This is a genomic window from Micromonospora cynarisoli, from assembly GCF_030518815.1.
GTDB classification, from domain to species: domain Bacteria; phylum Actinomycetota; class Actinomycetes; order Mycobacteriales; family Micromonosporaceae; genus Micromonospora; species Micromonospora wenchangensis.
This window is the reverse complement of the sequence record NZ_CP130426.1, coordinates 5,355,794-5,373,648: the sequence shown is the minus strand read 5'-3', so window position 1 is coordinate 5,373,648 and position 17,855 is coordinate 5,355,794. Positions and strand designations below refer to the sequence as shown.

General features: G+C 69.5%; 24 protein-coding genes, 1 pseudogene and 1 CRISPR repeat array. Of the genes and pseudogenes, 10 read left to right on the top strand and 15 right to left on the bottom strand.

Features of this window, described 5'->3' with window-relative positions; translation table 11 throughout:
- The first annotated feature begins 21 nt into the window (after positions 1-21).
- Positions 22-642, top strand: a complete 621-nt coding sequence (locus tag Q2K16_RS23575; protein WP_302740214.1) for a pyridoxamine 5'-phosphate oxidase family protein — start codon at positions 22-24, stop codon at positions 640-642.
- Positions 643-664: 22 nt separating this feature from the next.
- Here Q2K16_RS23575 and Q2K16_RS23570 read toward each other — a convergent pair whose 3' ends face one another.
- The 8 genes from Q2K16_RS23570 to Q2K16_RS23535 form a co-directional block, all read right to left on the bottom strand.
- Positions 665-1,252, bottom strand: coding sequence for an HAD family hydrolase (locus Q2K16_RS23570; protein ID WP_302740212.1), 588 nt, complete (start codon positions 1,250-1,252; stop codon positions 665-667).
- Positions 1,253-1,448: 196 nt separating this feature from the next.
- A complete protein-coding gene (locus tag Q2K16_RS23565; protein ID WP_302740210.1) occupies positions 1,449-1,937 on the bottom strand; it encodes a hypothetical protein in 489 nt (162 codons plus the stop codon).
- Positions 1,938-2,056: 119 nt separating this feature from the next.
- A complete protein-coding gene (locus tag Q2K16_RS23560; RefSeq protein WP_302740208.1) occupies positions 2,057-2,224 on the bottom strand; it encodes a hypothetical protein in 168 nt (55 codons plus the stop codon).
- A gap of 122 nt (positions 2,225-2,346) precedes the next feature.
- The gene (locus tag Q2K16_RS23555) at positions 2,347-2,901 is read right to left on the bottom strand and encodes a GNAT family N-acetyltransferase (protein ID WP_302740206.1); all 555 of its coding nucleotides are present in this window, start codon (positions 2,899-2,901) and stop codon (positions 2,347-2,349) included.
- Positions 2,902-3,104: 203 nt separating this feature from the next.
- Positions 3,105-3,314, bottom strand: coding sequence for a DUF397 domain-containing protein (locus Q2K16_RS23550; protein WP_302740204.1), 210 nt, complete (start codon positions 3,312-3,314; stop codon positions 3,105-3,107).
- Positions 3,307-3,528, bottom strand: a complete 222-nt coding sequence (locus Q2K16_RS23545) for a hypothetical protein (protein ID WP_302740202.1) — start codon at positions 3,526-3,528, stop codon at positions 3,307-3,309. Before Q2K16_RS23545 ends, Q2K16_RS23550 begins: the two co-directional genes overlap by 8 nt.
- Before the next feature lie 53 nt (positions 3,529-3,581).
- Complete coding sequence (locus Q2K16_RS23540; RefSeq protein ID WP_302746587.1) at positions 3,582-4,160, bottom strand: phosphotransferase; 579 nt, start codon at positions 4,158-4,160, stop codon at positions 3,582-3,584.
- A gap of 298 nt (positions 4,161-4,458) precedes the next feature.
- On the bottom strand, positions 4,459-5,160 hold the full coding sequence (locus Q2K16_RS23535) for an NsdA family TPR-like regulatory protein (RefSeq protein WP_489671932.1): 702 nt from the start codon (positions 5,158-5,160) through the stop codon (positions 4,459-4,461).
- Positions 5,161-5,632: 472 nt separating this feature from the next.
- Between Q2K16_RS23535 and Q2K16_RS23530 the strand changes: the two genes are divergently transcribed.
- Positions 5,633-6,640, top strand: a complete 1,008-nt coding sequence (locus Q2K16_RS23530) for a helix-turn-helix domain-containing protein (RefSeq protein ID WP_302740199.1) — start codon at positions 5,633-5,635, stop codon at positions 6,638-6,640.
- Positions 6,641-6,806: 166 nt separating this feature from the next.
- Positions 6,807-7,100, top strand: coding sequence for a hypothetical protein (locus Q2K16_RS23525; protein ID WP_302740197.1), 294 nt, complete (start codon positions 6,807-6,809; stop codon positions 7,098-7,100).
- Positions 7,101-7,266: 166 nt separating this feature from the next.
- On the opposite strand, the gene Q2K16_RS23520 is transcribed toward Q2K16_RS23525, so the two are convergent.
- A complete protein-coding gene (locus Q2K16_RS23520; RefSeq protein ID WP_302740195.1) occupies positions 7,267-7,401 on the bottom strand; it encodes a hypothetical protein in 135 nt (44 codons plus the stop codon).
- 47 nt (positions 7,402-7,448) lie between these two features.
- Between Q2K16_RS23520 and Q2K16_RS23515 the strand changes: the two genes are divergently transcribed.
- From Q2K16_RS23515 to Q2K16_RS23485, 7 genes and pseudogenes are all read left to right on the top strand, one after another.
- Positions 7,449-8,141: a GOLPH3/VPS74 family protein gene (locus Q2K16_RS23515; RefSeq protein WP_302740194.1), complete on the top strand. Its 693-nt coding sequence runs from the start codon at positions 7,449-7,451 to the stop codon at positions 8,139-8,141.
- Between the two features lie 48 nt (positions 8,142-8,189).
- Positions 8,190-9,689, top strand: a complete 1,500-nt coding sequence (locus tag Q2K16_RS23510) for an APC family permease (RefSeq protein ID WP_302740192.1) — start codon at positions 8,190-8,192, stop codon at positions 9,687-9,689.
- A 23-nt stretch (positions 9,690-9,712) separates the two neighbouring features.
- The gene (locus tag Q2K16_RS23505) at positions 9,713-10,372 is read left to right on the top strand and encodes a GNAT family N-acetyltransferase (protein WP_302740190.1); all 660 of its coding nucleotides are present in this window, start codon (positions 9,713-9,715) and stop codon (positions 10,370-10,372) included.
- Positions 10,369-11,004, top strand: coding sequence for a GNAT family N-acetyltransferase (locus Q2K16_RS23500; RefSeq protein ID WP_302740188.1), 636 nt, complete (start codon positions 10,369-10,371; stop codon positions 11,002-11,004). Before Q2K16_RS23505 ends, Q2K16_RS23500 begins: the two co-directional genes overlap by 4 nt.
- 137 nt (positions 11,005-11,141) lie before the next feature.
- Positions 11,142-11,534, top strand: coding sequence for a hypothetical protein (locus Q2K16_RS23495; protein ID WP_302740187.1), 393 nt, complete (start codon positions 11,142-11,144; stop codon positions 11,532-11,534).
- Between the two features lie 40 nt (positions 11,535-11,574).
- Entirely contained in the window at positions 11,575-12,468 is an 894-nt protein-coding gene (locus tag Q2K16_RS23490; RefSeq protein WP_302740185.1) for a hypothetical protein, read from the top strand.
- A gap of 31 nt (positions 12,469-12,499) precedes the next feature.
- Positions 12,500-12,796: pseudogene (locus Q2K16_RS23485) on the top strand (transposase); the annotation flags it as partial.
- 543 nt (positions 12,797-13,339) lie between these two features.
- A CRISPR array of direct repeats spans positions 13,340-14,934; the repeat unit is 37 nt; unit sequence GTTGCGATCCTCGCCCGACGCGGTGGCCGGGCGCAGC.
- A 126-nt stretch (positions 14,935-15,060) separates the two neighbouring features.
- Here the strand turns inward: Q2K16_RS23485 and Q2K16_RS23480 are convergent.
- The 6 genes from Q2K16_RS23480 to Q2K16_RS23455 all read right to left on the bottom strand — a co-directional run bounded on the left by Q2K16_RS23480 (position 15,061) and on the right by Q2K16_RS23455 (position 17,596).
- Complete coding sequence (locus Q2K16_RS23480) at positions 15,061-15,228, bottom strand: hypothetical protein (protein WP_302740184.1); 168 nt, start codon at positions 15,226-15,228, stop codon at positions 15,061-15,063.
- Between the two features lie 9 nt (positions 15,229-15,237).
- Positions 15,238-15,375 carry a hypothetical protein gene (locus tag Q2K16_RS23475; protein ID WP_302740183.1) on the bottom strand — a complete coding sequence of 46 codons (138 nt, stop codon included), beginning with the start codon at positions 15,373-15,375 and terminating at the stop codon, positions 15,238-15,240.
- A gap of 70 nt (positions 15,376-15,445) precedes the next feature.
- Positions 15,446-15,586: a hypothetical protein gene (locus Q2K16_RS23470; RefSeq protein ID WP_302740181.1), complete on the bottom strand. Its 141-nt coding sequence runs from the start codon at positions 15,584-15,586 to the stop codon at positions 15,446-15,448.
- 576 nt (positions 15,587-16,162) lie between these two features.
- Positions 16,163-16,480, bottom strand: a complete 318-nt coding sequence (locus Q2K16_RS23465) for a hypothetical protein (protein ID WP_302740180.1) — start codon at positions 16,478-16,480, stop codon at positions 16,163-16,165.
- A 419-nt stretch (positions 16,481-16,899) separates the two neighbouring features.
- Positions 16,900-17,304 (bottom strand): GntR family transcriptional regulator, encoded by a 405-nt coding sequence (locus Q2K16_RS23460; RefSeq protein ID WP_302740179.1) that lies wholly within the window; start codon positions 17,302-17,304, stop codon positions 16,900-16,902.
- Between the two features lie 64 nt (positions 17,305-17,368).
- Complete coding sequence (locus Q2K16_RS23455) at positions 17,369-17,596, bottom strand: winged helix-turn-helix domain-containing protein (RefSeq protein ID WP_302740177.1); 228 nt, start codon at positions 17,594-17,596, stop codon at positions 17,369-17,371.
- Positions 17,597-17,855 lie beyond the last annotated feature (259 nt).

Sequence of the window (17,855 nt, the reverse complement as noted above, 5' to 3'; positions counted from 1 at the left end):
CAACGGACGGGGGAGGCGGACGTGACGGCGGAGATCACCTCGCACGAGGAGTTACGCGCGCTGCTGGGGGCACCGATGCCCCGGGCGGCGGCCAAGGAACGCACCTCGCTGCACGAACGGGACCGGCAGTGGCTGGCTGCCTCGCCGTTCTGCCTGGTCGCCACGGCCGGCGCGGACGGTGCCTGCGACGTGTCCCCCAAGGGCGACCCGGCCGGCTTCGCGCTGGTGCTCGACGACCTGACGATCGCCGTTCCGGAACGGCCGGGCAACCGGCGGGCCGACGGCTACCGCAACATCCTCGACAACCCGCACGTCGGGCTGATCTTCCTGATCCCGGGCCGGACGGACACCCTGCGGATCAACGGCCGGGCGAAGCTGGTGCGTGACGCGCCCTACTTCGACGACATGCTCGTCAAGGGACACCGGCCGGTGCTCGCCGTCGAGGTGGCCGTCGAGCAGATCTTCTACCACTGCGGGAAGGCGTTCATGCGGTCCGCGCTGTGGCAGCCGGAAACCTGGCAGCCGGACGCGCTGCCGTCGCGGGCCCGGCTGGCCAAGGAGGTGGAGACGCTGACCGAGAGCCTGGCCGACCTGGAGCGCTACTACGGCCCGACGTACGCGGAGAAGCTCTACCGGGGGTGACGGCCCCCGGTCCGGCCGGGGTTCAGCGTTGCCAGGGCGGCGGGACCCGGACCGAGGCCATGCCCGCCGCCGTCGCCGCCGCGACCCCCAGGTCGGTGTCCTCGAACACCAGGCACTGCTCCGGCGGTACGTCGAGCAGCCGGGCCGCCATCAGGTAGCACTCCGGGTCCGGCTTGGCCCGTGCGTAGTCCTCCGCGCAGACCAGCACGTCGAACCGGTCGAGCAGGCCGAGCGCGGACAGCGAGGCGGTCACCGACTCCCGGGTGCTGCCGGACACCACGGCGAACGGCAGCTGCCGGTGTGCCCGTTCGATGTGCGCCAGCACCCCGGGCACGGCGGTGAGCTGCGGCAGGAAGCTCTGGTAGGCGTCCTCCCGGCGGCGGGCCACCACGTCGACCGGCATCGCCAGCCCGTGCCGCGCGTTGAGGTCGACGACGATGTCGGCCACCGGCCGGCCGCCCCAGGCGTAGAAGAGGTCCTCCGGCAGGTCGCAGCCCCACTCGTCGAGCGCCGCCCGCCAGGCCAGGTGGTGCACAGGCATGGAGTCGACGATGGTGCCGTCGCAGTCGAACAGGTAGGCCCGGAAGTCGCCGGGCGGTAGGGGCAGCACGGGCCCAGGATAGCCACGGCGGACCCGGCGACGGTCACGCCGGCACCGACCGCACACCCGGGGCAGCGGCCACCAACGGTCACAGGAGGCGCATCTCATCGAGGGGTCCCACCGGGACTGCGTAGATCGCCACACTCCCGGCACCCCCGACTCCAACACTCGAAGAGTTAGGAGTTGTAACGGGTCAGAGGTCTACTCACCGCTGACCGTTTGACTGGTCGCAGCGGTGTGGATCGTCGCGGGCGGAGGCAGCGGCGATGCCGCTGCGCCATCCGGGGGCGCTGCCGTCTCCCGGTGGTTTCAGCTGTGCTGCGTCGATGCCGGACGTGGTGTGCAGGAGCCAGGAGATCAGCGAGTTGGAGTTCCACATGTCTTTGATCCCGAACGCATCGCGTCCCCAGACCAGGCGCGGCACCTCGGAGACGCGTGCGAGAAGTGCGCGGGCTTCGACGGAGGAGAGCAGGAGCCGGGTCGGCGGGCCCGTTGCCCAGGCACGGTCCGGGATGGTGCCGTCACGCCAGCATCGGACCTCGTAACGGAAGAGCCGGGAAGCGCCGAGCCACCGCGCACCGACCGGTCCGCCGGCGACGACGCCCCGGCTCCCGGCTGGCCCGCCCCATGCTGGCGTCATCTCGATCACGTAGCGGGCGTGGCCATCGAACACCTCAAGGGCCGCGTGAAACAACGGGCGAGCGCGACGATGCTCACGATGGGCGTTCAGTAGTTCCCACCATCTGCTCGTATGGATAACGACATGCCCTCCCGCTCCCACAGGCAGCCACAACAGGGCGACATGGGGGTCCGTCATGGACGGGTGCGAACACACAGGGTCTGACCCCCACGCCCGATCCACCCGAGCAGACGGGGCACGTACGCTGCCGGCGGCGGGGTCCGTGGCGGGAACAGCACCAGCAGCAGGTTGGGGGCGAGCACGGCGAGGCCGATGATCAGACCCAGCGTTGAGAACTCCACACCCGGAGGCTATCGCCCCGCGTTCCTCTACCGCTCGCACCGGGTCGGTCAGGCTACGGGGTGGGCAGGCGCACGTCGTGCAGGCCCGCCGAACTGATCGCACCGTGGGCGTGACCCGCTGCTCAGGCTCCCTCGGTCTTGAGTATGCCGCTGATGTACGGCTGCGCCGGCCGCTGGAAGCAGGCACCCGATACCCGCGACTCAACGGTGCGGACGTGCTGGAAGTCCTGCCTGCGGTAGTAGTCGTGCAGCCGAGAGTTGGTCGTCCAAGCGTCCAACCGCAGCCACGTCAGCCCGGCTTCGTACGCTCGGCCTCCGGCCCAGTCCAGCATCTCGCCACCCAGCCCCTCGCCGGCGTACCGCAGTGGGATCATCATCTTCGCCGCATACAACGCGTCGGCCGGGTCGTCCTCCGGATACCACAGCGCCTCGGGGTCCCGGTCAGGTTTCCACAAGCTGTCGACGTCGACGTACGCGGTCAGGGTGATCGTGGCGATCGGGTCGTCGCCGTCCCAGACCATCCATGTCTGCCCGGCGGAGACGGTCGACGCGACGGCGGAACGCGGTAGGGGGATGGACCACTGCTCCTCACCCCTCGCTGCGAGCCAGGAGGCACGTTCGCGTCGCCAACTCATGATGACGTCGACATCGCTCCGCCGCGCAGGCGTGATGATCATCGGGGCTCTTCCTCCGGCCGGAACCAGTCCACCCCAGCAGCAGAGGAACATCCCGTCCACCGGGCACACCGCGTACCCCCTGCCGCTCCCTCCGGCAGTTGACCTGCCGCTGATGGGCGGCCTCGTCATGGATTTCGCGGCCACGCCGCTACCGGAAGCAGCCGGTGTCGACCGGCTGCTTCCGATGGAACGGCCCGCCCCGGTTACGGGGTCAGCACGCCCTCCCGCAGGGCATCAGTGAAGGCCGTCCAACTCCGCGCCGTCACCACGATCTGACCACCCTGCGGGTCCTTGCTGTCCCGGACGAAGACCGCGTCCTGGCGGGCGAGCAGGTTCGTCGCCACCTCGACGCAGTTCCCTCCGTTGCCGCTGCGGGTGCTCTTGCGCCAGCGGGCCGTCGTCATATCAGCCACGGGTGAATGCCTCCATCACTCCGGTGATCGACTTTCCCGACAAGGTCTCGTCGAGTGCTCGTGAGGTCACGTCGTTCCAAGTTAGTTCGTAGGCCGCCACCTCGGTCAGCTTGTTCAGATAGAGCGCGCCCTGCCCCACCTTGCCGACGTAGCCGCGGTTGCAGGTGATGCGTCCAGCGAGAACGCGGAGCGACCAGACGCGCTCGGCCCGCATTCGCCGTAGTTGAGCAGCGCACGACGGTAGTGCTCGACTCGGCATCTGACGGCCTACCGGTACCGCTGCCAAACCGCCGATCGATCACCTTTCAGGTAGGTGCGCAGCCGGTGCCCCAACGTCTGGGCCACCTCGGGCCGACCGGGGAGCTTGTCCAACACGCTGGTCACGAGTTGCAACTCCCGCACTTCGCGCAAGAGTGGCCACGACGGCGAGGTCGAAAGGTCGAATCCGTAGGCAGCGGCGAACTCTTCGTATGGCGCTCTGGGATCACCAAAGCGGGTAGCGCTGTGAACCAACGGCACCAGATCCCACTCTCGGGGACCGACCGAGAGCGAATCGAAATCGCATAACCGGCCCGCCAGGAGGTTGCCAACGTGGGCATCACCGTGGATGACACCTGTGGGTAGCTGCCACGTAGCCCCTGCGACCTGCCGCTCCAACGCATCGCACCGATCGTTGAGCAGCGCCGCGAGGCTGTCGAGCGACAGACCCACCTCGCGGGATGCCCACCCCTGCATGAACAGGAGACCGTCTGCTGGCAGAGCGTCGAGCACGGCCAGTCGACGGCGAGCCGCCGTGATCGGTGCCCAGCGCGGGAGAAACGCAGGAGTCTGCGTGATGGTATGCAGTCGTGCGAGGGGCGCGGCCAGCTCGATGGCATCTGGTCGACGCGCAGGATGTGGGGCGTAGTGCCAGCCGGAGCAGCGACACGCCCTTGACTACTCGCTCAGCCCGCTGACGAGCAACCTCCCCTTGGGGAGGGCCGAAGCACCCTGTCCCCGACCTGGTAGACAGCGTTGATCGTGTATCGCAGCAAGCGGGCCTCACCCGTAGTGAGCCCGGCCTGTTGGCGAACCGCATCGAGTCCCCGCTGGATCTCTCCAGCGGCCTCGGCTGTCAGGGTGGTCGACATACCGCCAGGTTAGGTCACGCCGCTGCGCACGCCCTGATGGCGGTCGCCACCTCCGCAAGCTCCTTATCGTGACTGGGCTCGATGACGTCTGCGACGTCGCACAGGCGGTCGAGTAGCCGACGAGAACGGACATGTCCTATCGCTTGCATGACTGCAGTCGCGTGCAGTCCGACCTTGCTTCGTTCGCCGAGAAGTGCGTATCCCAGCGCCATTGTAACGTGGTCGAACGCACCGCTGCGTGATCGTTCGGTCCGCCGCTGCAGGGCGCGATCAGCGTGCCTCACGGCGAGGGCTGCGTGCTGATCGCGGTGCTCTGAATGGCGGGCCAGCGCAGCGTGGACTACTCCCGACATGCCATCCATGTCTGCCGGTTCGCAGAAGAATCTCGTCCATTGCGGCGCTTGCGCAGTATCGGCTCTGTCGATCTCGTCACGAGCACGTGCGAGCGATTCCTGCATTGCGGATGCGTTCCCCATTCGCGCGTGAGCCCAGGCGATGTTCGCGTACAGGATGGCAACCGAGGTCAGGGAGCCTGAGTTTGTGGCGACGATCTGACCAAGCTGGAAAAGATGCAGTGCCTCCGCAGGATTGCTTTGGTGGATGCTGACACGTCCAAGTCGGTAGTACGAATCCGCCATCAAGGCATAGCTATTCGCCTTATGGGCGAAAAGAAGACCTTGTGCCAAGTGGCGGCGTGCCTCCATGTATTCGCCCAGATCGCGTCCAGACTCGACCTTTTAGACGCGGTATTCGACGACGGCGGCTGCCGCGGCGAGGATGACGGTGGCGATGTTGGCGAGGGCGCCCAGCCAGGTAGCCAGGTCACCGAGCTCCCATGGCCGCATGGCTAGGTAAAGGAGCAGGTCGGACGGCAGTAGCACGAGGCCAGGCTAGGGGATCGACGCAACTGTCCCGAGGGCTACTGCTCGGGCCGGTGAGGTCGCCTGCGCCGCGTTGGTGATGCGGGTGCCCCGGCCGTCTCCGTGCGTCAGGGACGAGCAGGAGGCTGTATGACGCTGACGCCTGGTCAGCCGCGCCCGGGTGGGCCAGCCGGGCCCGACGGGACCGGCTGGCCCCGGCCGAGATCCGTCGGGCCGCGACGCATTCCGGGTACCGTCGACTGTGGCGGATCCGCCGGAGTAGCGGCCGCCGGTCCGCCGCCCAGCCCGCTACCTGGGGAGCACCGCCATGCCCGGACGCCTCCGCACCATCGTCGACCCACGATTCCCCGCCGAACTGGCCCGACTGCGCCGCGAGCGCGGCCTGTCGCTGCGGACCCTGTCCCGGCTGGTCTTCTACGGCAAGAGCTACCTGCACGCTTTGGAGGTCGGGCGCACCCGGCCATCCAGTGACGCTGCCCGGCACCTTGATGAGGCGCTTGACGCTGGCGGGGTGCTCGCCGCCCTGGTCGTCGATGCCCCGTCGGTGGCCACCGATGACGACCGGCAGCGGCTCGCCTACGTGGTCGACCGTCCGACCCGGCTCGACGGGCCGACGGTGCGGCTGCTCGCGGACGTGCTCGCCGCCCAACGCCGTCTCGACGACGCGCTACCGGCGTCGATGATGCTGCCGGCGGTGATCCCGCAATGGCACGCCGTTCACGACCTCGCCGGGCAGGCCGGCGGGGCGCACGCGGACGGGCTGCGGTATGTGGCGGCGGAGTGGACGCAGTTCGTCGGCTGGCTCTATGCGTCTGCCCGCAACGACGACCAGGCGGTGAGGGTTCTCGTCGACGCCGGCAGTCAGGCGGACGCGGTCGACGATGGTCCGATGGCGGCTCAGGTGGAGAACTTCCGGGGCTACGTCGAGCGGCAGCGCGGGAACCCTCGCGGGATCGTGCGGCACTTCCTCACCGCCTACCACACCCCGGGCGCATCCCCGTTGCAGCGGGTCGGGGACGCCGTGCAGGCCGCGCACGGGTACGCGCTACTCGGCGACCGGCGGGCCGCTACCCGGCTGCTCGGTGAGGCCAGCGACCTTACCTCCGCCGCAGAGTCCGACCAGGCACCCGCGCTCGCATACTGGCTGACGCCGACGTTCTCCCGAATGGGGCTGGGCCTGGCGTACCTCGCGCTCGGCGACACCGGGGCAGCGGCGGACAACCTACGTGCCGGCCTCGACGGTCTACCGGCCGACCAGGTCGACGCCGAGTGGACCGAGGAGTACCGGCAGGCGCTCACGGTGGCCGCCGGCTGACCTGTCCACAACTGGTTCTGGACGGTGGACGGTGGTGACGGACACCCGCCTACTGCCTTGTGACCGTCTGCTCACCGGATGCTGATCGAGAGCGCGCCAGGCGCGCTCTCATCGGCAGCCGGTCCGGCTGCCGGGGTCACATCGCGGCTCCGGAGGGTCACTCCGCATGATCGACGAACACGGGCGGGATGCCGACGTGCAGCCCGTCTTGCGCTCAATTGAGCGCGTTCCCGGCATCGACGGGCACGTTCCGGCCCGGCCGGCGTGGACGTGCGCCGCCGGCTGCCCGGACCCGTGGCCCTGCCCGCACGCCCGGGAGCGCATCACCGCCGCCGCCGACGGCGACCGGGTCGACCTGTCGATCACCATGGCCCGGGTGCTGAACGTCGCCGTCGTCGACCTGGTCCACGTGCCCGGCGACCACGACCTGTTCCGCCGGATGCTGGCGTGGACCCGGTGACCGGCCGGCAGCCGCGTCCTCGGCCACCGTCCGAAGTGCGCGACCCGCACGTGGAGCAGCACCCACCCTGCCTGGAACTACGGGTCCGCATCACCACGCTACGGCGTTACGGCGGCGCACGATGACCGGCACCCACGAGAGCGACCACCCCGGCGACCGGTACGACTCAGCCCGCAGAACGGTCCTCGGCCACCTCGACCGCACCTGCTTCGAGTGCCGCGACGACGGATGCGCGCAGCACCGCTGGGCCGTCACAGAACTGCGTCACCACCCGGTCGGCCGTGGCCTCCTCCAGCGTCACGGCCTCCTCGACCCCTCCGACGCCCCGACCCAGGAAGGCCAGCAGCGGTGACCACCTCCCCCGCCGATCGGCCGGTCCGCGCGGTCGCTACCGCCCGCCGTCAGCCGTTGCTGATCGCCAACGACTTCTACTTCCTGGCCCACGACGATCGGACCGGGCAGCCGCGCCTGTTCCCCGCCGCGCTGTCTCTCGGGTTGGCGGCCGGGTTGCTCATGGAGTTGCACTACGCCGGCCGGATCAGCTTCTCCCAGGGCGCGGTTCATGTCTGGCGGGACGGCCCCACCCCGGTGGACTGGCTGCAACACAAGATCCTCGACCGGATGCTCACCGAGCCCCAGAACACGCCCGTCCGGCAGTGGCTGTCGTACCTTGCCGCCAGCGCGGGCGACCAGGTCGCCCAGCGTATGACCCAGGCCGGGCTACTCCGGGAGCAGACGACCGGCCCGTGGTGGCGGCGGCGCACCGTCTACGTACCCACGGACATCAACACCGCCGCCTGGCCCTGGGCCCGACTGTCCCAACAGCTCCGCAACCGTCGCGGCCTTCCCGAGCACGACGTCCTCCTCGCCGGCCTGGCCGCGCACACCCAACTGGACGTGGCACTGCTCGACGGTGCCTCCTGGCTCGCCCGCGACTACCTGAGCCTCTTGGTCGAGCACCTGTTTCCGCCGTGGCCCGGCCTGCTCGGCGAACTCGGTGCCGCCGTCGGCGCAGCCGTGCTGAGCCACCGCACCTCCTGAGCGTGCACGAACCATCGCCTGTTCCTCTTCGCCCCCACGGAGTCCCCTATGCCCGTTCCCGCTCTCCGTCCACCCGACACCATCTCCGCGACCCTGGCACGCGGTCGGCTCGGCATCCCCTCCGTCGTGTTCTTCGTGATCGCCGCCGCCGCGCCGCTGACCGTGGTCGCCGGAGGTGCGACCACCGGCTACGCCGTCACCGGTGTCACCGGCATCCCGGTGGCGTACCTGGTGGTCGCCGCCGTGCTCGCGCTGTTCACGGTCGGCTATGTGGCGATGTCTCGACACATCGTCAACGCCGGGGCGTTCTACACCTACGTCACCCGGGGACTCGGCCGCCCGGCCGGCGTCGCCGCCGCAGCCGTCGCGCTGCTGGCCTACAACGCCATGCAGATCGGCTTGTACGGCGGCTTCGGCGCGGTCCTGGCCCAGTTCCTCCACGACCGCTACGGATGGGCCGTCACGTGGTGGCTGTGCGCCCTGACCGCCTGGGCAGCGGTGACGGTCCTCGGGGTGCTGCGCATCGACCTCAACGGCACCGTCCTGGCCGTCATGCTGACCGCCGAATGCGCGGTCGTGGTCGTCTTCGACACGGTCATGGTCACCCACCCCGCCGCGACCGTCACCGTCGACACCCTCGCCCCGACGCACGTCCTCGCCGCCGGGATCGGCGCGGCGCTGGTCACCGCGATCACCGGGTTCGTCGGCTTCGAAGCGACGGTGGTGTTCTCCGAGGAGACGAAGGACCCACGCCGCACCGTCGCCCACGCCACCTACCTCGCCGTCACCGTCACCGGCCTGCTCTACGGCCTGTCCGCCTGGGCGATGTCCGTCGCCACCGGCCCCAACCGGATCGTCGACGCCGCCCGCACCGACGGCACCGACCTCATCTTCCACCTCGTCACCCCACACCTCGACGCAAGCGTCGTGACCATCGGCCGGGTCCTGTTCATCACCAGCCTGTTCGCCGCCCTGCTCAGCTTCCACCACACCGTCGCCCGCTACCTGTTCGCCCTCGGCCGCGAACACGTGATCCCCGCCGCCTTCGGCCGCACCAGCCGCCACACCGGCGCACCGAAGATCGGCTCGATCACCCAGAGCGGCCTCGCACTCACCGCCCTCGCCGGCTACGCGGCAACCGACGCCGACCCGATCGTGCACCTGTTCTTCTGGATCACCGTCACCGGCGGACTCGGCATCCTCATCCTGATGACCGCCACCTCCACCGCCGTCCTCGGCTACTTCACCCGAAGGACCGGCCACCACGAGGGCCACTGGCGGGCCACCGTCGCGCCCCTGACCGCCACACTGACGCTCGCCGCGATCCTCACCGCCACCCTCCGCGAGTTCGACACCCTCCTCGGCGTCGACCCACACTCACCACTGCGCTGGCTCTTCCCCGCCGCCTACGCCGCCGCCGCGCTCCTCGGCGCGGTCTGGGCACTGACCCTGCGCACCACCAACCCGCCCGTCTACGCCGCCATCGGCCTCGGCGCGGACAGCCACACCCTGCCCCTACGCAACCACCCGACCCGCCAACCGGCCTGACCCCGCAAGGAGTTTCTACGACCATGCCCGACACCGATACCGTCACCGTGCGTCGCGCGACCAGCTCAGACGCGGGGCCGCTGATCGCCGTCCTCGCCGAGGCCTTCCACGACGGACCCGTCGCCAACTGGCTGATCCCCGACCCCACCGACCGCCGCGTCGTCCTCTACCGCTACTTCAAAAACGCCTTCCACCACGGCCTCACGCACGGCCACATCGACACCACCACCAACCTGTCCGCCGTCGCCATCTGGTACCCCCGACTCGACCCACCGCCCCAGGGCCACACCCGCGAACGCCAGGAAGCCCTGGAACACGCCACCGGCCCCTACGCGCCGAAGTTCACCCTCATGGAAGCCATGTTCGACGCCTTCCACCCCGACGAACCCCACCACCACCTCGCCTACCTCGCCGTCGACCCGGAACACCAGAACCAGGGCATCGGCGCCGCCCTACTCCACGAACACCACCAACAGCTCGACAAGCTGGGCCTACCGGCGTACCTGGAAGCCACCAACACCCGCAACCGACAGCTCTACCACCGACTCGGCTACACCCCCGGCCCACCACTCATCCTGCCCACCCAAGGCCTACCCATCTGGCGCATGTGGCGCGGCCAACACACCCCCACCGGCCGGGCACCCTTCCCACCCAACCCACAGCCCCAACGGCGCACCCGATGAACCCGATGGCCCAGATCCGACCCGCGCAACCCGGCGACGTCCCCACCATCACCGCCCTACTCGTCGACGCCGCCACCGCCGACCCCGTCGCCGAATGGCTGGTACCCGACCCCGCCGAACGCCGCGTGGTCTTCCACGGCCTGCTGGCCATGGAGGTCGACCACGCCGTCGAGTGGGGCCACGTCGACGTCCCCCTCGACCTGACCGCAGTGGCGGTGTGGCATCGCCACCCCGTCCCCGACGCCGCCGTGCTGTCCGATCACCACCTGGGCGTCTTCGCCGGCCGGGCGCTACCCCGCTTCCGACAACTCCACGCACTCATCAGCAGCCACCGAACCGACACACCGCACCACTGGCTGTCCAGGCTCCACGTCACCCCCACCCGACGGGGACAGGGCATCGGCGGGCGTCTGCTCGACCGGCACCACCACCGCATCGACCAGCCCGGCGACCCCTACGACACCGTCGTGACGACGGAGGCGACCCGGGACTTCCTGCGCGGCCACGGCTACCGCGCCGGACTGCCCCTACACCTCCCCAGCGGACCCCGACTCTGGCCACTCACCCGCAGCAGCAACCCGACCGGCGGCCGTCGGACCACACCCCACACCGCCGGCCAATCGGACACCTGACTACCCACGACGGTGGCCGCCACCAGCGACGCGGCCACCGTCGGCGGATTCGAGCCGGCCCCGTAAGGCCATCGCCCGTCGGCCCAGCACCGGAGTCGGCCGTTCCCTACGACCTCCCCAGAGGAAGCGAGAGAACCGTGAGCACCAGTGCCGTAGTCAGACCCGGCAGCACCATCTGGATCGCGCCGGCCGACCATCTCGGCGGCACCGACGGCCTGACCGTCGTCATCGACGAAATCCCCGAGGATCTCGACAAACTGGAATGGGTCGAGGTCTCGATCCGCAGCCCCGGGGACGAGGCTTCCACCTCCCGCAGGGTGCTCGTCCGCAGCGACGCCCTCCGCTCACCCCGTTCCCCCAACACCCCCACCGACCTACCCCAGCGCCAGCAGGACTTCACCCACGGCATCGCCTCCTACCCACCCCCGCCGCAACGCCGAGCCCAGGGGCCGCTGGCCGAACGACTGACCCACATCCCCCGCCACCCCAGACGTGAACACGGGCACCCCACCTCCACACCGAGCCAGTGACAGCACCGCAGCCTGCACAATCCAACAAAAGGCATCAACCATGACCGGAGCCCAAACCCCCACCGGACGGCAGCGGACCACCCACGCACTGATCATCGCTCTCACCCTCACCATGCCCACCGCCTGCGCCGCCGTCCGACCTCCCACGCCGCCCACCGACATCGCCGCACGGCCCCCCGCCCCGCCAACGCCGACGACCGAACCACGGACGGCGGGGGATCAGTTGCGTCTCCTGGCCGACGCCATCACACCCGTCACAGCCGACGCCGAGCACAGCCCGCACACCTACCTACACGTTCAATCGTGGTCCCGCGCGACAACCGTCGTCAGCCGACGGGACATCCGCCGCTGGAACCAGCCCGACGGATCCGGACGGATCATCGAACGCCAGCTACCCGACCGGGGCGACCTCACCCGCCTACCGAACGGCACCGACCGCAACGCCCTCGCGGCGGCACCCGTGGTCTCCGACAGAACGTACGGACACGGCGGCCTCGTGCGCCCCGGCTCCGAGCCGGTACCCGGGGACCGTGCCGGCCTCCAACAGCACCTCGGCACCATATCCCCACCCGAGAACGGCCCCGGCTCGACCATCACCGCCGTGGTCAGCCTCAACAACGAGCACTACCTCGGCCACCACCAACGCCAAACCATCCTGCTCATCCTCGCCGACCTACCCGGCATCACCACCACCACCGCCACCGACATCGCCGGCCGCACCGGAATCGCCGTGAGCCTCAACCACGACGGGACCACCAAACGCCTGATCATCCACCCCACGAGCGGGGAACTCCTCGCCTTCCAGGAAACCTTCAACACCTGCCGCCCGACCCGAAGCAAGCCATGCCCCCGACCCGGCCTGTTCGACTACCGCCTCTACCTCGAACGCAACCACACCCCACCGGCCGACACCTCACCCACACCACAACACTGAAACCGACACCCGAAAACCACCGACACCACCTCGCGGCCGGCCCCGGCAACGACCACAGTGGCTGCACGCCGACCGTGGCTACGACTACGACTGCTACCGCCGCCAACTCCGCGCCAAGGGCATCACACCGGTCATCGGCCGACGCGGCACCGGCCACGGCTCCGGCCTCGGCACCCGACGATGGGTCGTCGAGCGCACCATCGCACTGCCGCACTGGTTCCGCCGCCTCCGCATCCGCTGGGAGATCCGCGACGACATCCACGAAGCCTTCCTCACCCTCGCCTGCGCCATCATCTGCTGGCACCGACTCCAACGCTCAAAGAGTTAGGAGTTGTAAGGCGGGGCGGTTCTCTTGCCATCCTGGCCCCAGGGTCAGCGAAGGCACCGACCCGCCTGAAGCTTGTCGCTGGTCGGGCGACAACCCGCCCGACGTGATCATGGGCCGCGTCGGTCGGTCGAATCTGATCGCACGCAGGCGTTTGTGTGTGGGGGGCCGGGGGGCGATTCAAACCGCATCGATGAAAACGAGGCCCTGACCAGCAGTGATGCTGGTCAGGGCCGCCCTCTGAGCCGCCTGACAGAATCGAACCGTCGACCTACGCTGCCCGAATCTGACGGTCCCTGGCTTGTCAACGTTCACTACGAGCTGCCACTGAGCTGCACAGACACGATCGCGGAGTGGGCCGTGATTGTCACCGGCAGTCGATGATCAGCAGGAGTGGGGGGGGTAAACGGGGGGCCGTTGACCCGCGCCGGGACGATCACAGCCCCGTCAGGGGCACTCTATCCGGGCGGCCGTCGCCCCGAAACCCAGACCGTCATAGGACTCCGGACCGCCCGAATAAGTCCAGCTGATGCCGCGTACCCAACCCAAGCGATCCTCGCCCGCCGCAGTGGCCGGGCGCAGCGTGGGATGAGACCGTGCCGTCGGGAGCACGTCTCCCCGTTGCGATCCTCGCCCGACGCGGTGGCCGGGCGCAGCGCGAGGAGCAGCGCGAGGAGCAGCGCGAGGAGCAGCGACAGCGCACTGTTGCGATCCTCGCCCGACGCGATGGCCAGGCGCAGCCCCGTCGGTCAGACCCAGTGGGGTACGACCGAGGAGGCGTTGCGATCCTCGCCCGACGCGGTGGCCGGGCGCAGCCTGACCTGGGCATCCCACGCCAACCCCGACGGCACGTTGCGATCCTCGCCCGACGCGGTGGCCGGGCGCAGCTGCGGGCCGAGCGATGTGGTGTGGGACCCGTTCACGTTGCGATCCTCGCCCGACGCGGTGGCCGGGCGCAGACGTTGACGACGCCCACATGTACCGCGAATTCCGTAAGGGTTGCGATCCTCGCCCGACGCGGTGGCCGGGCGCAGGCATGGGCGTGCTGCTGACCACGGGCTGTGGTGCGCGTTGCGATCCTCGCCCGACGCGGCGGCCGGGCGCAGGTGATTCAGCCTCCGGCCACCAGCCCCGCTGTCCCTGGTTGCGATCCTCGCCCGACGCGGTGGCCGGGCGCAGAGCCCCCGCGGCGGGACGGGTGTTGTCCGGGGTCGGCCGGAAGTTGCGATCCTCGCCCGACGCGGTGGCCGGGCGCAGAGCCGATGATGTCCAGGCTACGCCGGTCCGGGCGGTTGTTGCGATCCTCGCCCGACGCGGTGGCCGGGCGCAGCGGGCTCGCCGACGTCGGCGGCGGCCCGGACGAGCCGTTGCGATCCTCGCCCGACGCGGTGGCCGGGCGCAGCCCAAGACGTCGTCGAGCACCGGCCGGGGCTCGACTGGTTGCGATCCTCGCCCGACGCGGTGGCCGGGCGCAGCTCGACCATCTGCGCGATTTCCCCGCCCCGTGCGACGATGTTGCGATCCTCGCCCGACGCGGTGGCCGGGCGCAGCCTCACCCACCGCCTGACGTGCGCGGGTAGGTCCGCCAGGTTGCGATCCTCGCCCGACGCGGTGGCCGGGCGCAGCACGGGACGTGCCGGCCGTACGCGAAGAGCACCGCCGGGTTGCGATCCTCGCCCGACGCGGTGGCCGGGCGCAGCACGACGGAGGAGTATTGGCAGATCGTGGAGAGGCACGCGTTGCGATCCTCGCCCGACGCGGTGGCCGGGCGCAGCCCTGGTTCAACGACCAGGCTGCGTTGGCGAGCTTGTTGTTGCGATCCTCGCCCGACGCGGTGGCCGGGCGCAGCGCCGATCGTCTACGGCGACGGGACGCTGCTCGGGGTGTTGCGATCCTCGCCCGACGCGGTGGCCGGGCGCAGCACCCGCCCAGCCTGAGCCCGGTCGATCAGACCGACGTTGCGATCCTCGCCCGACGCGGTGGCCGGGCGCAGCCCGGCCAATCTGGTCCTGGAGATCCGCCACGTGGAGTTGCGATCCTCGCCCGACGCGGTGGCCGGGCGCAGCTGGAAGAGATCGGACGGAACGCCTTCCGGGCCCGATCGGTTGCGATCCTCGCCCGACGCGGTGGCCGGGCGCAGCGGCTCCTCAACAGCGGATATAGCAACTCGACGATGCGTTATCGACTTAATCAAGGTCCGTTTTGTTCATCTAATCCAGATATTCCCCCTCGGAACCTTCCGGGGCTCCGGCGTCCACTGGAGGTTCCTAGATCATTAAAGCTTCGCACAGGTTGATGGGACGAACCTCCAAGGTCAGCCCGATACTCAACACGAGAGAATCATCCCACCGCCGCTCTCGCAGCACGCCCAACGCCTGCACGTCGGCCACCGTCTCGATGCGTCGCGCTCGCTTCTCACCGAGGAAGTGCGCCACCGACACACGTCAGTGCGCGTGGAAGGCGTTCTCCAGGTCGAACATCGCGCCGTCGGCCTTGGCGCGCAGCGCAGCGACGACCGGCGTGCCAGCAGCTCCGACATCCGCTCCCGGATCTGCCCTTCGGTGCACCAGGCCCAGCTGCACAGCTCGTCCGGCGGCAGGTTGATGTCGGCCGCGCCCACCTCATCGAGAGTGCCGCCGTCATAGACGAACATCATGCCCTCGGTGCGGCCCGGTAGTCCTTGTAGACGGGCTCGACCAGCAACGCCCGCCCACCGGCGTCGGTGAACATGACTGCCGCGCCCATGCGCTTACGGGGAAGCGTCGCCGTGTAGTCCCCGGATGGTGTGCTCACCCCCGCAGGCTACCCGCGCCAGCGGCCCTGCATGTCACCTTCGACGGTCTTGGACGGCTGACGAGTCGTCTACAACCATCGCCCGCGCCGACGCCAAAAGCGCCGCCGCGCAGCTTGGGCACGCCACCGAGCAGGCCACCAACAAGCACTACATCGTGAAACCCGTCCTCGCCCCGGACAGCTCCGACATCCTCGAACAGCTTGGGGCAGGTCCGAGGATCACCGGCCCTGCGCCTCAGGATGACAGGAACCGCAGGGCCAGGTAGCCGCTGCACCCCTGCTGGCAGGTGCGCTGCACCTGATCGCCGGTAGGCGCTTGTGGGGGTTTTCGGGGGGCGATTCAAAACTACATCGATGAAATGAGGCCCTGACCAGCAGTGATGCTGGCCAGGGCCTCCCTCTGAGCCGCCTGACGGAATCGAACCGTCGACCTACGCATTACGAGTTGATCGGACACCCGAATCAGGGCTCAACATGGGTGATCCTCACGTCACTCTCCCCCTGCTGAGAGCGCCATTATCAACTATGGCAACGCATGTTCACTTCCGATACTGCAACCTCTCTGTGCAACCCACCTCAGGGGTTGCGCAGGTCGGTGGTATCGCCCTGATCGTCATCCCTACCGAACGCGTCTTGGGCGGCGTCGCCATACCCCCGGTAGTACGCCTCTCGGGGCGCCGCCGCGACTGCCACGGTGATGACGCGCTCCCCCCTGGAGCCGGTCTGCCGGGTGTTGACGGCGAGGCCCACAACGGTCAGGGCGCCGGCCAAGCCGAGGGCCGTGTAGAGATGGTGGGTTTCGTCGGCGACCGTGGCGAGCAGTATGAAGGCGGCCCAGCTTGCCACCGCTGCGGCGACTAGCACATTGGCGGCGGTCAGCTTGTTGGTATGCAAAGGGGTCTCCGATCAAGCGGGACGGGTGTGATCGAAGGTCGGTCGCGGTCCGGCCTCCCGGTGGGCAAGCGCCTCCTAGTGGTGGGTCCGGTGACCGGGACTGCGTACGGGGATCAATGCAGCTCCGGGCCGGTGAGGATCGCACTACTGTACGAGATCGCGCTCCCACATGTGGGACGCCCGTACAGCACCCCCGGACTGGGAGCGCACCCACCACCCATGGTCACAGCGGCCTGTGATCACGCGGATATGCCGGGTAGCCGTACATAGATGGCCGTGCTCCGCATCCGGGGTGTATGTCCGATCCGCCCCCACGAGTCGGGGCACATCGGACGTCATCACGATATGCGAGATGGGATGCTCCGGGCACAGGGCGGCCCAAGATCGTCGATCACAACGCGACCTGGCGCTAGATGGCGCTACCTGAGCCTCAGCGTCACCCGATCCGCCGGGTGTACCCCGCGCACCCGCCCGCCCAGCGTGACCACCTGCACTGGCACCCCCTCCGGGATGTCCAGCTCCGCCCGCTCCTCCGGCGTCGGCATCCGGGCGCTGACAAGCGCGCCGCGCGGCACCGACACGATCTCCCGGTCGGCCGCCTCCCGCACCCGCGTGCCCCGCCCTGACGCCGCGTCGACCAGGCCCTCGGCACGCAGCTCGGCGACCGCCCGCCGGACCGTGCCCCTGCCCACCCCGTGCTCCTGGCTCAGCCGCGTCTCGCTGGGCAGCAGCGCACCCGGAGGGTACGTGCCGTTGAGGATGCGGGCGCGCAGCACAGCGGCGAGCTGGTAGGCGACGGGCACCCGGGTGTGCGGGCTGATCACAGGGCGGACGCTAGGAGCGGCGGCGCGAACGTCCGGCCGGCGCAACGTTCGAACGTTCGGCTGGCTAAGCGGGCTGCTCCAGTGCCACGAAGCTGCCCCTGCCCTGGTGCACCTCAATCCAGCCGCGCTCATCCAGGATGCGCAGGGCCAGCCGGATCGGCGTCGCCGACGCCTCGTACTGCACGCACAGCTCAGCGATCGACGGCAGCTTGTCGCCAGGGCGCAGCGCGCCGGACCGGATCGACGCCGTGATGTCGTCGATCACCTGCTCGTACACGGGTTGTCGGGGCATGGCGGGGCCACCTCTCGTCAGCCCCCTGATCGTGGCACCCGGCATGACACTCTGTGCATGCACTGTTGACTCTGCATACACAGGATGCAAAGCTGCCGGTCGGGCCTCTCGTCAGCAACGGCGGCCCCCGCCGGGCCGGGCTGGACCCTCGTGCCACCCCGGCCCGGCGCACCTCGCCGCGTCACCGGCTGGAGGCACCCATGACCGACCCGCACCAGCACACCTGGCCTGGTGGGCGCTGCCCCGACGGCGTCGAGGT

Excerpts from the sequence above, each read along its gene's own strand:
- Q2K16_RS23530 (WP_302740199.1), top strand. The coding sequence starts at position 5,633 with ATGCCCGGACGCCTCCGCACCATCGTCGACCCACGATTCCCCGCCGAA.
- Q2K16_RS23555 (WP_302740206.1), bottom strand. The coding sequence starts at position 2,901 with ATGATCATCACGCCTGCGCGGCGGAGCGATGTCGACGTCATCATGAGT.
- Q2K16_RS23545 (WP_302740202.1), bottom strand. The coding sequence starts at position 3,528 with ATGCGGGCCGAGCGCGTCTGGTCGCTCCGCGTTCTCGCTGGACGCATC.
- Q2K16_RS23525 (WP_302740197.1), top strand. The coding sequence starts at position 6,807 with ATGATCGACGAACACGGGCGGGATGCCGACGTGCAGCCCGTCTTGCGC.
- Q2K16_RS23505 (WP_302740190.1), top strand. The coding sequence starts at position 9,713 with ATGCCCGACACCGATACCGTCACCGTGCGTCGCGCGACCAGCTCAGAC.
- Q2K16_RS23510 (WP_302740192.1), top strand. The coding sequence starts at position 8,190 with ATGCCCGTTCCCGCTCTCCGTCCACCCGACACCATCTCCGCGACCCTG.
- Q2K16_RS23455 (WP_302740177.1), bottom strand. The coding sequence starts at position 17,596 with ATGCCCCGACAACCCGTGTACGAGCAGGTGATCGACGACATCACGGCG.
- Q2K16_RS23500 (WP_302740188.1), top strand. The coding sequence starts at position 10,369 with ATGAACCCGATGGCCCAGATCCGACCCGCGCAACCCGGCGACGTCCCC.
- Q2K16_RS23490 (WP_302740185.1), top strand. The coding sequence starts at position 11,575 with ATGACCGGAGCCCAAACCCCCACCGGACGGCAGCGGACCACCCACGCA.